General features: G+C 66.2%; 15 protein-coding genes. All 15 read left to right on the top strand.

The genetic code is table 11. The features are described from left to right. The first annotated feature begins 41 nt into the window (after nucleotides 1-41). The 15 genes from ACIP5T_RS04570 (at nucleotide 42) to ACIP5T_RS04500 (ending at nucleotide 15,019) form a co-directional block, all read left to right on the top strand. Nucleotides 42-749 carry an L-threonylcarbamoyladenylate synthase gene (locus tag ACIP5T_RS04570; protein ID WP_400860916.1) on the top strand — a complete coding sequence of 236 codons (708 nt, stop codon included), beginning with the start codon at nucleotides 42-44 and terminating at the stop codon, nucleotides 747-749. Then, a complete protein-coding gene (locus tag ACIP5T_RS04565; RefSeq protein WP_363570963.1) occupies nucleotides 746-1,918 on the top strand; it encodes an MraY family glycosyltransferase in 1,173 nt (390 codons plus the stop codon). Before ACIP5T_RS04570 ends, ACIP5T_RS04565 begins: the two co-directional genes overlap by 4 nt. Then, a complete protein-coding gene (locus ACIP5T_RS04560) occupies nucleotides 1,915-2,490 on the top strand; it encodes a hypothetical protein (RefSeq protein WP_400860914.1) in 576 nt (191 codons plus the stop codon). The genes ACIP5T_RS04565 and ACIP5T_RS04560 overlap by 4 nt, the downstream gene beginning before the upstream one ends. Nucleotides 2,491-2,636: 146 nt before the next feature. After that, a complete protein-coding gene (atpB, locus tag ACIP5T_RS04555; RefSeq protein ID WP_400860912.1) occupies nucleotides 2,637-3,422 on the top strand; it encodes a F0F1 ATP synthase subunit A in 786 nt (261 codons plus the stop codon). A 43-nt stretch (nucleotides 3,423-3,465) separates the two neighbouring features. Further along, nucleotides 3,466-3,702, top strand: coding sequence for an ATP synthase F0 subunit C (gene atpE, locus ACIP5T_RS04550; protein WP_042541851.1), 237 nt, complete (start codon nucleotides 3,466-3,468; stop codon nucleotides 3,700-3,702). A gap of 27 nt (nucleotides 3,703-3,729) precedes the next feature. Then, nucleotides 3,730-4,284: a F0F1 ATP synthase subunit B gene (locus ACIP5T_RS04545; protein WP_311257589.1), complete on the top strand. Its 555-nt coding sequence runs from the start codon at nucleotides 3,730-3,732 to the stop codon at nucleotides 4,282-4,284. After that, nucleotides 4,284-5,072 carry a F0F1 ATP synthase subunit delta gene (locus tag ACIP5T_RS04540; protein ID WP_400860910.1) on the top strand — a complete coding sequence of 263 codons (789 nt, stop codon included), beginning with the start codon at nucleotides 4,284-4,286 and terminating at the stop codon, nucleotides 5,070-5,072. Before ACIP5T_RS04545 ends, ACIP5T_RS04540 begins: the two co-directional genes overlap by 1 nt. Nucleotides 5,073-5,119: 47 nt before the next feature. Beyond that, complete coding sequence (gene atpA / locus ACIP5T_RS04535) at nucleotides 5,120-6,760, top strand: F0F1 ATP synthase subunit alpha (protein ID WP_400786124.1); 1,641 nt, start codon at nucleotides 5,120-5,122, stop codon at nucleotides 6,758-6,760. Nucleotides 6,761-6,780: 20 nt separating this feature from the next. Then, nucleotides 6,781-7,680 carry a F0F1 ATP synthase subunit gamma gene (locus ACIP5T_RS04530; protein WP_056376573.1) on the top strand — a complete coding sequence of 300 codons (900 nt, stop codon included), beginning with the start codon at nucleotides 6,781-6,783 and terminating at the stop codon, nucleotides 7,678-7,680. Nucleotides 7,681-7,701: 21 nt separating this feature from the next. Continuing rightward, complete coding sequence (gene atpD / locus ACIP5T_RS04525) at nucleotides 7,702-9,156, top strand: F0F1 ATP synthase subunit beta (RefSeq protein ID WP_400860906.1); 1,455 nt, start codon at nucleotides 7,702-7,704, stop codon at nucleotides 9,154-9,156. Between the two features lie 2 nt (nucleotides 9,157-9,158). After that, a complete protein-coding gene (locus ACIP5T_RS04520) occupies nucleotides 9,159-9,419 on the top strand; it encodes a F0F1 ATP synthase subunit epsilon (RefSeq protein WP_053095764.1) in 261 nt (86 codons plus the stop codon). Between the two features lie 73 nt (nucleotides 9,420-9,492). Continuing rightward, nucleotides 9,493-10,239, top strand: coding sequence for a YaaA family protein (locus tag ACIP5T_RS04515; RefSeq protein WP_400860904.1), 747 nt, complete (start codon nucleotides 9,493-9,495; stop codon nucleotides 10,237-10,239). Nucleotides 10,240-10,357: 118 nt separating this feature from the next. Next, nucleotides 10,358-11,134 carry a large exoprotein gene (locus tag ACIP5T_RS04510; RefSeq protein WP_400860902.1) on the top strand — a complete coding sequence of 259 codons (777 nt, stop codon included), beginning with the start codon at nucleotides 10,358-10,360 and terminating at the stop codon, nucleotides 11,132-11,134. Between the two features lie 246 nt (nucleotides 11,135-11,380). Next, the gene (locus ACIP5T_RS04505; RefSeq protein WP_400860900.1) at nucleotides 11,381-12,199 is read left to right on the top strand and encodes a PP2C family protein-serine/threonine phosphatase; all 819 of its coding nucleotides are present in this window, start codon (nucleotides 11,381-11,383) and stop codon (nucleotides 12,197-12,199) included. 57 nt (nucleotides 12,200-12,256) lie between these two features. Then, entirely contained in the window at nucleotides 12,257-15,019 is a 2,763-nt protein-coding gene (locus ACIP5T_RS04500; protein WP_400860898.1) for an FtsK/SpoIIIE domain-containing protein, read from the top strand. Nucleotides 15,020-15,030 lie beyond the last annotated feature (11 nt).

Here is a 15,030-nt window from a genome sequence, read left to right as displayed (position 1 = left end):
ACACGAATCGCACAGGCATCCCCAACTAGAATCAGATCGTCATGTCCTCCATCTTCGATTGCGGCGATGAGGCCCAGCTCCTCGCCGGCATGCGTCACGCCCGCCAGGCGATCAGCCGCGGCGAACTCATCGTCATGCCCACCGACACCGTCTACGGCGTCGCGGCCGATGCCTTCTCTCCCGCAGCGGTTCAGCGTCTCCTCGATGCCAAGGGGCGAGGGCGCAACCAGCCCCCACCCGTCCTGATCGGCACGAAGGAGACTCTGCATGCGCTCGCAGAGTCGGTGCCGGAGCCGGTACAGCGTCTCGTCGATGCGTTCTGGCCCGGCGGGCTGACCATCGTCCTCCCCGCCCAGCCGTCTCTCGTCTGGGATCTGGGCGACACGCAGGGCACAGTCGCCGTCAGGATGCCCGAAGGGCGCGTCGCGCTCGAGCTTCTCGCCGAGACAGGGCCGCTGGCGGTCTCCAGCGCCAACCTCACCGGTCGTGAGTCGGCGATCTCGGCGCTCGATGCCGAGCGCATGCTCGGAGACAGCGTCGCCGTCTACCTCGCAGACGGCGTCAGTCGCGACGGGATCGCGTCGACGATCGTCGACGCGACATCCCTGGTGCCCCGTGGTGCCGAGCCCACCGCCGGCGGCGTGCGCATCCTCCGCGTCGGCGCGGTCAGCCGTGAACGGCTGGAGGAGGTGCTCGGCGACCTGCTCGAGCCTGAGCCCGACGCATCGGAATCGGACGGGGATTCGTGAAGCAGTACCTCTTCACGATCATCCTCACCGCCGCGATCACATTCGCGTTGACCTGGGCGGTTTGGCGGCTGAGCCTGCGGTTCAAGCTCTACCCGACCATCCGCGAGCGGGATGTGCACACGACCCCCACCCCGCGTCTCGGCGGGGTCGCGATCTTCCTCGGCATCGCCGCAGCGATCGGATTCTCGGCCGCGAACCCGTTCTTCGCCACCATGTGGATGCCGCCGCAGACCATGTGGTCGATCCTCGCCGCGTCGCTGCTGATCGCCGTCATCGGCGTCGTGGACGACCTGTGGGACCTCGACTGGATGATCAAGCTCGGCGCGCAGTTCCTCGCCGCGGGGATCATCACCGTGGGCGGCGGGCTGCAGATCCTCTCGCTGCCGTTCGGCGATCTGATCGTGTTCTCGAGCTGGCTGAGCATCACCATCACCATGTTCGCGATCGTCATCGTGATGAACGCGGTCAACTTCATCGACGGACTCGACGGTCTCGTCGCCGGTGTCTGCCTGATCGCCAACGGAGTCTTCTTCGCCTACTCCTACATCCTGACGCGCGACACCGGAGCATCCAGCTACTTCAATCTCGCGTCATTCCTGGCGGCCGTGCTCATCGGCGCCTGCCTCGGATTCCTGCCCTTCAACTGGAGCCCGGCGAAGCTCTTCATGGGCGACTCCGGGGCGCTGGTCCTCGGCCTGCTGATGGCGACCTCGGCGATCGCCGTCACCGGCCAGCTAGAGCCGTCCGCCCTCGACCCGGAGCGCCTCGGGCGATCGCAGCTCCTCGGAGCGTTCATCCCGATCCTGCTGCCGCTGCTGGTGGTGCTGCTGCCGCTCCTCGATTTCGGGTTGGCCGTTCTGCGCCGCATGAACGCCGGCAAGTCGCCCTTCTCTCCCGACCGCAAGCACCTTCACCACCGCATGCTCGACCTCGGCCACCGCGACCGTGATGCCGTGCTGATCTTCTACGCCTGGACGGCGGTCATCTCCCTCGCCGTCCTCCTGATGTACGTGGGTGCCCGCGAGGACTGGCCCGGACAGTACCTCCCCGGCGTCGTGTTCGGCCTCGTGGGAATCGCCGCGTGCCTCGTCATCACCCTCAATCCCCTGCGCCGACGGAAGCCCGCGGCGTCTGCTGAGCCCGACCCGACACCCGTGGAGTCCCCGTGAGCCCGAGCCCCGTTTCCAGCAATCCGATCCTGCGGAGGACGCTGCTCTGGTCCGCCCTCGCGATGGTGGTCCTCGCCATCATCGCCGGCGGGATCGGTCTCCTCGTGGGTGGGGGAGAGGGGCTCGTGAGCGGGCTTCTCGGTGTCGTGCTCGCCATGCTCTTCCTCGGCATCACCGCGCTCAGCATCCTCATCGCCAACCGCTGGTTCGGCGACCCGCTCTACGTGCAGCTGTTCTTCGCGATCGTGCTCGGCGGCTGGCTGCTGAAGCTCGGTGTCTTCCTCCTCGTGATGATCCTCCTGGCCGGTCAGCCGTGGCTGAACCCCATGGTCTTCTTCCTCTCGATCGTTGCAGGCGTGATCATGTCGCTGGTGATCGACGTGATCGTGCTCACCCGGATGCGACTGCCCAATGTGAGCGACGCCTCTCTTCCCACCGAGGCTCCGACCGACCACGCCCCCGGCGTGCAGCTGCCGACAGTCGTGCCCGAGGATCGCGCCCCAGGACGGCACAACCTGATCCCCGAGCCCCGTGACCAGGAAGGGCCGAGCGAAGAGGCCCCGCGGTCTTAGGACACCCTCAGATTCTGATAGTGTTGACACGTGCCCGCCGCTCGTTCGCGAGCGCTTGCGCTTGAAGCACACCGACCATCGTCGCCCCGGTTCTGACCGGTGCCCCGAAGCTGGAGCCCGCGCTGTTCAATCTTGCTGCGACCCTGATGCCCAAACTCGCCTCTGACGGCGAGTTCCACGGACCTTCGATCGACGAGTTCTTCCCGGAGATCCTCTTCAACGCGTTCGGGGTCATCCCCGTTCACCGGATCCACCTCGTGCAGTTCCTCGCCGTCGTGGTGGTGGTCCTGCTCCTGGTTCTCGGAACCCGTCGTATGAAGATCGTCCCCGGACGCTTCCAGAGCGTCGTCGAGATGGGGCTGGACTTCGTCCGCAGCAACATCGCGCACGATCTGCTCGGTCGCAAGGACGGCAACCGATTCCTGCCGATCCTCACCACGATCTTCTTCATGGTGCTGTTCATGAACATCACCGGAATCATCCCGTTCCTGAACATCGCCGGAACGAGCATCGCCGCCGTGCCGCTGACGCTCGCTCTCGTGAGCTATGTCACCTTCATCTACGCGGGTATCAAGAAGAGCCCGCTCGGCTTCTTCAAGAACGCGCTCTTCCCGGCCGGGGTCCCGTGGCCGGTCTACATCATCGTGACGCCGATCGAGTTCCTCTCGACCTTCATCATCCGGCCCGTCACGCTTATGCTCCGACTCCTGATGAACATGGTCGTCGGCCACATGCTCCTGGTGCTGTGCTTCGCGGCCACCCAGTTCTTCTTCTTCACCGCAGGTGGCGGCTGGGCCGCTCTCGGTGTCGGAACCCTCGCCTTCGGCGGCGCCTTCACTCTCTTCGAGATCCTGGTCGCCGTTCTCCAGGCATACGTCTTCACCGTCCTCACCGCGGTCTACATCCAGCTCGCGGTCGCAGAAGAGCACTGAGCGGGTCGGCAACTGCCGTCCCACCCAACGAAAGGAAAAACCCGTGGACGCTACTACGGTTCTCGCAGACATCAACGGTCACCTCGCGTCGGTCGGCTACGGCCTCGCAGCGATCGGACCGGCTATCGGCGTGGGCATCGTCGTCGGCAAGACCATCGAGGGTGTCGCTCGTCAGCCCGAGCTGGCCGGCCGCCTTCAGGTCCTCATGTGGATCGGTATCGCCTTCACCGAGGCGCTTGCATTCGTCGGCATCGCCGTCGGATTCATCCCCTTCCCGTAATCTCTACCGACTTCTGAAGGAGACAGGATGCTGAACGCTCTTGTCACGAACCTCGCAGCAGAGGGTGAAACACCCAACCCGCTGATCCCTGCGTGGTACGACATCATCTGGTCGGGTTTGTGGTTCCTCGTCATCCTCGTCGTCGTGTGGAAGGTCGCCCTTCCGAAGTTCACGGCGATGCTCGACAAGCGGTCCGCCGCCATCGAGGGCAACATCGCCAAGGCTGACGAAGCACAGAAGCAGGCTGAGGCCGCGCTCGAGGAGTACACCCGGCAGCTCGCCGAGGCACGCACCGAGGCCGGTGAGATCCGTGAGGCCGCCCGCGAGGACGGCAAGAAGATCGTCGCCGAAGCCAAGGATGCCGCGTCGAGCGAGGCTGCTCGCATCACCGCGACCGCGCACACGCAGATCGAGGCCGAGCGTCAGACCGCTCTCGTCTCGCTGCGCAGCGAGGTGGGCTCGCTCGCCATCGACCTCGCCGGCGGCGTGGTCGGCGAGACGCTCTCCGACGATGCACGTGCGACCGCAGTGGTCGACCGCTTCCTCGCAGACCTCGAAGCATCCGAGAAGGCGGCTCAGTAATGGGCAGCGCGACCACTCAGGCACTCGCGGCATCCACTCAGGCGCTTGCTGCAGCGAAGGACGTCTCTCTCGACACGGCACGGGAGCTGTTCGCAGCTGCGCGTGCCGTGACGGAGTCGTCTCATTTGAGCGGCGCGCTCGCCGACGCCTCGGCTCCGGTCGTGGCGCGACAGAACGTCGTCGCAGCGGTCTTCGGCGGTTTCTCTCAGGATGCCCAGAGCGTCTTGAAGACCGTCGTCGCTGAGCGCTGGTCCTCGGCTTCACAGCTCGTGGACGGCATCGAGGAACTCGCCATCCGGGCTGCGGCTATCGCTGCACCTCAGGCAGATATCGGGGGAGAGCTGTTCGGCTTCACCCGTGTCATCGCCGCCAACGCGGAACTCGAGCTCGCGCTCGGAAGCCGCCTCGGGGGAGAAGACGCCAAGGGTGCACTCGTCGACAAGCTGCTCGCGGGTGGCGTCAGCGACGCGACTGCGGTGATCGTCTCGTCGCTGGTGCGTCAGCCTCGAGATCGCCGTGTCCGGCAGATGCTCAACCGGGCGACTCGGATCGTTGCAGATCAGGGCGACCGCGTGGTGGCGACGGTGCACAGCGCCAAGCCACTCACCGATGCACAGCGCACTCGTCTCAGCGACGCACTCTCGCGTCGTTACGACGGCAAGATCTCGCTCAACGAGGTCTCTGACCCCGCCGTCGTCGGAGGCCTGCGCGTGCAGATCGCCGATGACGTCATCGACGGCAGCATCTCCGCCCGTCTCGCCGATCTTCGCCAGAAGCTCGCCGGCTAACACGACTTCGCGCGGGGAACCGCGCACCCAGATACAAAGGGAAGACAATGGCAGAACTATCGATCAGCCCCGACGTCATCCGTGACGCGCTGAAGGACTTCGCCGCAGCATACGAGCCCACTGGGGCCGCGGCGACCGAGGTCGGCACCGTCATCGACGCGGCAGACGGCATCGCGCACGTCGAGGGACTTCCCGGCGTGATGGCGAACGAGCTCGTCACCTTCGCAGACGGCACCAAGGGACTCGCGCTCAACCTCGACGAGCACCAGATCGGTGTCGTCGTGCTCGGCGAGTTCACCGGCGTCGAGGCCGGTCAGGAAGTCACCCGCACGGGTGAGGTCCTCTCCGTTCCCGTCGGCGACGGCTACCTCGGCCGTGTGGTCGACCCGCTGGGAAACCCGATCGACGGCCTCGGCTCCATCGCCACTGATGGCGTGCGTGAGCTCGAGCTCCAGGCTCCCGGTGTCATGCAGCGCAAGTCGGTGCATGAGCCGATGCAGACCGGCATCAAGGCCATCGACGCGATGATCCCCGTCGGCCGCGGTCAGCGTCAGCTGATCATCGGCGACCGCCAGACCGGTAAGACGGCCATCGCGATCGACACGATCATCAACCAGAAGGACAACTGGGAGTCGGGCGACGTCAACAAGCAGGTTCGCTGCATCTACGTCGCCATCGGCCAGAAGGGCTCGACCATCGCTTCGGTGAAGGGCGCGCTCGAAGAGGCCGGCGCTCTGGAGTACACCACCATCGTGGCCGCTCCTGCATCCGACCCCGCCGGTTTCAAGTACCTCGCCCCGTACACGGGTTCGGCCATCGGCCAGCACTGGATGTACGGCGGCAAGCACGTCCTCATCATCTTCGATGACCTGTCGAAGCAGGCTGAGGCCTACCGTGCCGTATCGCTCCTCCTGCGCCGTCCGCCGGGCCGCGAGGCCTACCCGGGTGACGTCTTCTACCTGCACTCGCGTCTGCTCGAGCGTTGCGCGAAGCTGTCCGACGAGCTGGGCGCAGGCTCCATGACCGGTCTTCCGATCATCGAGACCAAGGCGAACGACGTCTCGGCGTACATCCCGACCAACGTGATCTCGATCACCGACGGCCAGATCTTCCTGCAGTCCGACCTCTTCAACGCCAACCAGCGTCCGGCGGTCGACGTGGGTATCTCGGTCTCGCGAGTCGGCGGTGACGCTCAGGTGAAGTCGATCAAGAAGGTCTCCGGAACCTTGAAGCTCGAGCTCGCGCAGTACCGCTCGCTCGAGGCGTTCGCGATGTTCGCGTCTGACCTCGATGCGGCTTCGCGTCGTCAGCTCTCCCGTGGTGCGCGTCTGACCGAGCTGCTCAAGCAGCCTCAGTACTCGCCGTACCCCGTCGAGGAGCAGGTCGTCTCGATCTGGGCCGGAACGAAGGGAAAGCTCGACACCCTCGAGGTCTCGGACGTCCTGCGCTTCGAGCGCGAGCTGCTCGACTACCTTCGTCGCAACACGAAGGTTCTCGAGACGCTGCGCGACACCAACGTCCTCGACGACGACACCGTCGCCGAGCTCGAGAAGCACACTGACGCTTTCATCCTGGAGTTCCAGGGTGGCAAGGGACACGCCATCGGCGCTCCCGGCCACGAGGAGCACGCTGCAGCAGAGGCTGAGGACGTCAACCAGGAGAAGATCGTCAAGGGTCGTCGCGCGTAACCGCGTGAGGAACTGAATTCATGGGCGCTCAACTCAGGGTCTACAAGCAGAAGATCAGCTCTGCTCAGACGACCAAGAAGATCACGAAGGCGATGGAACTCATCGCGGCTTCGCGCATCCAGAAGGCGATGGGACGTGTCAAAGCGTCCAGCCCCTTCGCGCGAGCCGTGACGAGGGCCGTGTCTGCCGTCGCGACGCACTCGAACGTCGACCACCCGCTCACCCGCGAGCCCGAGACGATCCGTCGCTCTGCGGTCGTGATCTTCTCCTCGGACCGCGGTCTCGCCGGAGCCTTCAACTCGCAGATCCTCCGTGAGGGTCTCGAGGTGGCGGAGCTCCTGCGCGGGCAGGGCAAGGAGCCGGTGTTCTACCTCGTCGGCCGCAAGGCCGTCGGCTACTTCCAGTTCCGCCGCATCGCGGCCGCTGCGGAGTGGACCGGCGACACCGACACCCCGTCGTTCCACACCGCAGAGGAGATCTCGGCGAAGCTGCTCGAGGACTTCGGGCGCGGTGCAGACGACGGTGGCGTCGACGAGATCCACCTCGTGTACAACCGTTTCGTCAGCATGATGACGCAGTCGCCGGAGTCCGTGCGTCTGCTTCCGTTGGAGATCACGGAAGCCGATGACTCGGAGGCGGGCAACGCCGTCTACCCGCTGTACGAGTTCGAGCCGGACGCCGAGACCGTTCTCGACGCGATCCTGCCGGTGTACATCCAGAGCCGCGTCTTCAACGCTCTCCTGCAGTCGTCTGCCGCCAAGCAGGCCGCGACGCAGAAGGCGATGAAGTCGGCCAGCGACAACGCCGACAAGCTCATCACCGACTACACCCGTCTGCGCAACAACGCGCGTCAGGCGGAGATCACGCAGCAGATCGCAGAGATCGTCGGCGGCGCCGACGCGCTCTCATCGAGCAAATAGACCATCAGGAGAGAGACGAAAATGACCCCCACCGCTACGGCTGACCAGCCGGCGACCGCGGTCGTCGGGCGCGTCGCACGCGTCAACGGTCCGGTTGTCGACATCGAGTTCCCGCACGACTCGATCCCCGACATCTACAACGCACTCAAGACCACGATCGTCATCGGCGATTCTTCGGTCGAGATCACCCTCGAGGTCGCTCAGCACCTCGGCGACGACCTCGTTCGCGCCATCGCTCTGAAGCCGACCGACGGCATCGTGCGCGGCCAGGAAGTGCGCGACACCGGCGAGGCCATCTCGGTCCCCGTCGGCGACGTCACCAAGGGCAAGGTCTTCAACGTCATCGGCGAGGTCCTGAACCTCGAGCCCGGTGAGACCATCGAGGTCACCGAGCGCTGGCCGATCCACCGCAAGGCTCCGAACTTCGACCAGCTCGAGTCGAAGACGACCATGTTCGAGACCGGCATCAAGTCGATTGACCTTCTGACCCCCTACGTGCTGGGTGGAAAGATCGGTCTGTTCGGTGGAGCCGGTGTCGGAAAGACCGTCCTCATCCAGGAGATGATCCAGCGCGTCGCGCAGGACCACGGTGGTGTGTCGGTGTTCGCCGGTGTCGGCGAGCGTACCCGTGAGGGCAACGACCTCATCCACGAGATGGAAGAGGCGGGTGTCTTCGACAAGACGGCCCTCGTCTTCGGCCAGATGGACGAGCCGCCGGGAACGCGTCTGCGCGTCGCCCTCTCGGCTCTGACGATGGCGGAGTACTTCCGTGACGTGCAGAAGCAGGACGTGCTGCTCTTCATCGACAACATCTTCCGCTTCACGCAGGCCGGTTCCGAGGTCTCCACGCTGCTGGGCCGCATGCCCTCCGCCGTGGGTTACCAGCCGAACCTCGCCGACGAGATGGGTGTGCTCCAGGAGCGCATCACGTCGACCCGTGGCCACTCGATCACCTCGCTGCAGGCGATCTACGTGCCGGCCGATGACTACACCGACCCGGCCCCGGCGACCACGTTCGCCCACCTCGACGCCACCACGGAGCTCTCGCGTGAGATCGCGTCGAAGGGTCTGTACCCGGCCATCGACCCCCTGACCTCGACGTCGCGCATCATGGACCCCCGCTACTTGGGCGAGGACCACTACCGCGTCGCCACCACGGTCAAGCAGATCCTCCAGAAGAACAAGGAACTGCAGGAGATCATCGCCATCCTCGGTGTCGACGAGCTCTCCGAAGAGGACAAGATCGTCGTGTCGCGTGCACGTCGCATCCAGCAGTTCCTCTCGCAGAACACCTACATGGCCAAGAAGTTCACGGGTGTCGAGGGTTCGACCGTCCCGCTCAAGGAGACCATCGAGTCCTTCGATGCGATCACCCGCGGTGACTTCGACCACGTCGCCGAGCAGGCCTTCTTCAACGTCGGTGGCATCTCCGACGTCGAAGAGCAGTGGGCGCGGATCCAGAAGGAGAACGGCTGATCATGGCATTGCATGTCAGCCTTGTCTCCGCGGATGCGGAGGTCTGGACGGGAGAGGCGAGTCTCGTGGTCGCCAAGACCGTCGAGGGCGAGATCGGATTCATGGCCGGCCACGAGCCGGTCCTGGCGATCCTCGCTCAGGGCGAGGTTCGGATCACGCAGACGGATGGCACCAAGGTGCTCGCCAACGCACAGGACGGATTCCTCTCGATGGAGAGCGATGTCCTGACGATCGTGGCAGGCAACGCGGCTCTCATCGCCTGAGCAGTCAGTTCATCGCGTCCGCCTCGGCTCCCCTGTGGAGCCGGGGCGGACGCGTCTGTATCCCCGAGGTCCCATGAAGATTCTGCTGCCCCCGTCGGAGACCAAGCGACCGGGAGGGAACGGTGCACCCCTCGACGTGAGCGCACTCGCGCTTCCCGGTCTGGCCGCTGCGCGGCACGAGGTGATCGACGCTCTCATCGATCTGGCGGGAGATGAGGATCACGCCCGGAGGGTGCTGAAGCTCAGTGCGAAGCAGGCGGGCGACATCGCGCACAATCGGATGTTGCGCTCGGCGGCCACCATGCCGGCGGTGGATCGCTACACCGGGGTTCTGTTCGATGCTCTCGACTCGGGCAGTCTCGCCCCCGCATCCCGTCGCTGGCTCGGTGCACACGTGTGGATCCACTCGGCGCCGCTCGGCCCCATCGGTGCGCTGGATCCCATACCGCCGTACCGACTGGCCGCGGGGACCTCGCTGCCAGGTCTGCCCCCGTTGCGCCGGCACTGGGCTGACGCGACCACCGAGGCGATAGCGGGGGAGGACCCCGACTTCATTCTCGACCTGCGGAGCGAGGCGTATGTCGCGCTCGGCCCGGTGCCGGACGCGGTGGCCTCCTGTTATGTCCGGGTCGTCACGGAACACGGTCGCGCCCTCAACCACTTCAACAAGAAGTCCAAGGGGCTGCTCGTGCGGGCTCTGGCGGAGGACCGGGCACGGCTGCGATCCCTTCGGATGCTGCGGACGTGGGCCGATCGCCGAGGATTCGTTCTCCGCAGCGCCGATGAACCCGGCGTCGAGGAGCTCGTCGTCGCGGAATGACCGCGCATGACGCGCAGCGGGCTCTCCGCGCGTGTGTCGTTGCCCCGCATATCGGCACACCGATATGGTTGGTGTCGCGGCGCGCACAGCGTCAGCTCCATCGGATCCGGAGGGGATCATGTACAACGACTATTACGACAACGGGGCGGCTATCGCCGGTCTCTTCGTCGTCTTCTTGATCAGTCTGCTCTTCGCACTGGCGTTCTATGTGATCTCGTCGATCTTCCTGATGAAGATCTTCGAAAAGGCAGGTGTCCAGGGCAAGTGGCGCGCGTGGGTGCCGGTGTACAACACGATGGTCTTCGCGAAGCTCGGAGACATCTCCCCGTGGGTCGTCCTGATCGGCATCGGTCTCTCGTTCATCCCGTACCTCAACTTCCTGACGGGCATCGCCCTGGCCGTGGTTCTCGCTCTCGCTGCATGGCGGGTCGGACTCAAGCTGCAGAAGGACGCTGTCTGGGTCGTCCTGTTCGTTCTGCTCTCGATCGTCTGGTACGGCATCAACGCCTTCGACAAGTCCCGCTGGAACCCGAACATCGTTCCTGCTCCGTGGGCAGGCAACGGCTTCCTTGCTGACTCCACCGTCTGGGACGGCGTTCCCGTACAGCCGCGCCCGGTAGCAGGCCCCGGCTATGGCGCTCCCCAGGGCTATGGCGCTCCTCAGCAGGGCTACGCGCCTCCCGCTCCTCAGGGGTACGCGCCGCCTGCCCAGCCCGGCTACGCGCCGCCGGCTCAGCCCGGGTACGCGCCGCCCGCTGCTCCGTCGACCCCGGCGGGCCCCGGTGTTCCCCCGGCTGCGCCGTCCAGTCCGCCCACGGCTCCGCCCGCACCGCCGGCAGCGCCTCCGGCGGCTCCGCAGGTTCCGCCCACGGATCCCACGCAGCCCCCGGCGTGATCTGAACGTCACACAGAGCCCTCGACTCCGGTCGGGGGCTCTGTGCTGTGCGGGGAAGACATCTCGCCGTGGCGAAGAGCGTCGGTGGAAGGCGATAACGTGGAGGAATGGTCATTTCGCAGCCGACGATCGACGCCGCGCGACTGCGCGTGACGGTCGGCGGTGCGAGTGCGACCGGGGCAGCGTCCACTACGATGTGTGAGTGTCCTGGGGTAGCCCGACCCGCAGGCGATCCGGAGGCGACGAGTGGCTGAGACGACGACGAAGACGCGCAGCGTCACGGTTGCGCAGCGCCCGCTGCTGCTTTCCTGGGCGGGCGTCACCGACGTGGGTCGGCGACGCGAGACGAATCAGGATGCGTTCTTCGCTGATTACCCGCTGTTCATCGTCGCCGACGGAATGGGCGGTCATGCCGGCGGCGAGATCGCGAGCCAGAGCACGGTCAAGCGACTCGATGCCGTCGTCGCAGCAGGAGCAGTCGATCGCGGATCCATCGAGGGAGCGCTGGAGCTTGCGGTGGCCGACATCGCCGACCACCCCGAGACCACGGACGAAGGAACCGGCACCACACTCACCGGAGTCTTCCTCGAGTTCGAAGACGACGAGCCGCACTGGACCTCTCTCAATATCGGCGACTCGCGCGTATATCTCCTCAGAGACGATCGTCTGGTGCAGATCACCACCGACCACTCGGTCGTCCAGGAGCTAATCGCCGCAGGAAAGATCAGCCCTGAAGAGGCCGAAGGGCATCCGTACAGCAACGTGATCACGCGAGCGGTGGGAGCGAGTGAGCTCACTGCTCCTGATTACGTCACGCTCGATGTCCGGCCGGGCGATCGGTTCGTCATCTGCTCGGACGGCCTGACGAAAGAGTTGACCGATTACGGCATCCAGCATTTCCTCCGCGAGAACGCCGATCCTGCGGCCGCTGTCGATGCGATGCTGGCGGCGGCGCTGGAGAACGGGGGCCGCGACAACGTGACGCTTGTGATCGTGCAGGTCGCGGACGAGTCCTCGTCTGCCGAGGGCGAGTCCTTCTCCACAGCGGGCCAGTCCTCCGAATAGCGTCCGATCGCTGTGGAGGGCGCTCTCCGCGCCTCTCCCGTGAGGTCCACTGGGAGCATGGACTCTCTGCCTATCGCGATCCCCGCCGCACCCGCGCAAGCGCGCAGACCACCGACGCCGTTCATAGCGGCGCTCGTGCCCGTGGCCGCCGGCGTGGTGCTCTGGCTCGTCACCGGTTCCCTCTTCTCCCTGTGCTTCGCCGCGCTCGGTCCGCTGATGATCTTCGCGTCGCTGCTCGACGGATCGCGCTCCCGGCGAAGGGCGCTCCGAGTCGCCGAGACGGAGAGCGCGGCGGCGTGGTCGCTCGCTGAGGCGCAGCTGTCGCGGCTCCACGATGATGAGCGTCAGATGCGATGGCACCGTCGTCCAGACGCGGCGGCCGCCCTGGCGCAGCCGCCCTTGCGCGGCCTCGAACCACCGGACGCCGATACGGAGATCGTCGTGGGCAGCGGCGTCGGCGACAGCGCAGTCCGTGCATCGGGGGGCGACGGGGAGCGTGAGCGCGACTTCCGGATGCGATGCGCCCGGCTCGAGCACGTGCCGGTGACGGTTCCGCTCAGCGGCGGCGTCGGACTCCGCGGAGCCCTCCCCGTCGTCGCCGCTGTCGCGAGAGCGCTCGTGATCCAGTTGTGTCTGAGATTCGGAGCCTCTCAGATGTCGGTGGTCGGCCCACATCTCGAGGAGTTGGGGATCTCGGGGTTTCCACAGGCGCGTTTCGCGCGGCGCGGTTCGTTTCGTCTCGCGGTGGCTCGAAGCGGTGACTCCCGTCCCGCGGCTGACGCTGTGATCTGGCTGCTCGGCCGAGACGAAGACGTCCCTGAGGGCATCACGACGGTCGTCGACGTCCTCGAACCGCACCGGGCGAGGGTTCGTACTCCGCATGGCATCGTCGAGGTCGCGACCGAGTGCATGTCTCGCGATCAGACGGTCGCGACCGGCGAAGAACGCTCGGTCGAGGGCGAGGAGCTGGACTCGCTCCCGGGCGGGGTGGCACTCAGCGATCTCAACCAGCCCGAGTCGCCGGTCGGGCTCGCTGCGGTGGTGGGCCGAGGCGAACGCGCAGACATCGTCCTCGACATCGTCGATGACGGGCCGCACGCCATCGTCACCGGCACGACGGGCAGCGGCAAGAGCGAGCTGCTGGTGTCGTGGGTGACGGCTATGGCGAGCGGCCATGGCCCGGACCGAGTGACTTTCGTCTTGGCGGATTTCAAGGGGGGCACGGCCTTCGAGCCGCTTCGGATGCTCCCGCAGGTCGCCGCGGTCATCACCGATCTCGACGAGGAGGGCGCCCGCAGGGGAGTCTCCAGCCTGACAGCAGAGCTGCGCCGCCGAGAGTCCGTTCTCGCGGAAGCAGGCGCACGGGATGTGCGGGAGATCGGAATGGCGAGGCTGGTGATCGTGGTCGACGAGTTCGCGGCGTTGCTCCAGGATCATGCCGATCTCGGGGTCGTGTTCACTGATATCGCCGCCAGGGGCAGAGCCCTCGGTATGCATCTGATCCTCGGGACCCAGCGTGCTTCCGGTGTGATTCGCGATGCTCTGGCCGCCAACTGTCCGCTCAGGGTGAGCCTGCGTGTCTCAGACGCCGCAGACAGCAGAGCCGTCATCGGCACCGACGACGCGGCCGAGCTTCCGGGCGGTGTGGAGTCCAGGGGGCTGGCGCTGGTCCGTCGTCCTCAGGACGCTGACCCGATGGCGATGAGAGTGGCTCTGACGGGCGCCGCAGATCTGAGGGCGATCGCATTGAGATGGGCTGATGCAGACATCCCGCCCAGCCCGTGGTTGCCTGCTCTTCCGCGCATGCTCCCGTTGGCGGCGCTACAGGCCGAGACCCGGAAGGGCGAAGCCATCCTGGGGCGTGCTGACGATCCCGAGCGTCAGCGACAGCCGCTCGAATTCCTCTCGATCGGCGCCGAGCGCGGAATCGTGTTCCTGGGCGGATCGGGATCGGGGCGTACTTCGGCCCTGCGTGCGCTTGCCAAACAGCACGCGGACCCGATCTGGATACCTGCTGATCCGGAACGTGCTTGGGACTCCGTCGTCGCGCTGGCGGCAGACGGAGCGCGTGTCGCAGGTCTCGTCCTGTGCGATGACATCGACGCCAGGATCAGCGAGCTGCCTCTCGAATACGGCCAGCATCTCGCTCAGCTCTGGGAGAGGATCCTGAGGCACGGCTCCGGAGCCACCTTCGCGCTCACTGCGACCAGAACCTCGGGACCCCTCGGGCGGCTTCTCGACGCGCTTCCGCGCCGAGGGCTGCTGAGAATGCCGAGCCGCGTCGATCATCTGGCCGCAGGCGGCGAGTCCGCGGGCTTCGATCGAGACCGACCGCCGGGGCGGATGCGGATGGGGGACCGGGAGATCCAGCTCGCCTGGGTCCCCGAAGAACGATTGAGATCGTCGGGCTCTGCGCGCGGTGCTTCTCGATATCGGGAAGACCACGATTGGGCGCCGAGGTCTGCTCTCACGGCGCTCATCAGCGGTGGAGTGTCGGCGGTCGCCGAATCACTGGCAGCCGCCCATCCAGGGTGCGACGTCGTGGTGCTTTCAGGTGAGCCTCGCGACTTCGAGGCCCCGGCGCGTCCGACGATACTGCTCGGCGAGGCGGATGCGTGGCAACGTAACTGGCCGCTGTGGCAGCGGGTGCGCAGGGGCGGGGAGGCGCTCATCCGGGCAGAGAACGCGGCCGAGCTCCGGCAGCTCGCGGGCGTGCGAGAACTCCCGCCCTACGCGCGACCGCATGCCGGACGAGCCTGGTCGCTGATCGGGGACGCCGGACCTCGTCGTGTCGTGATCCCTGCCCTCGCGCCCAGGTGATGAGCAGCGCG

This window comes from Microbacterium sp. NPDC088619 (assembly GCF_044752825.1).
Lineage (GTDB): Bacteria > Actinomycetota > Actinomycetes > Actinomycetales > Microbacteriaceae > Microbacterium.
Note: the sequence above shows the minus strand (reverse complement) of the source record. Positions and strands in the feature narration are given on the sequence as shown.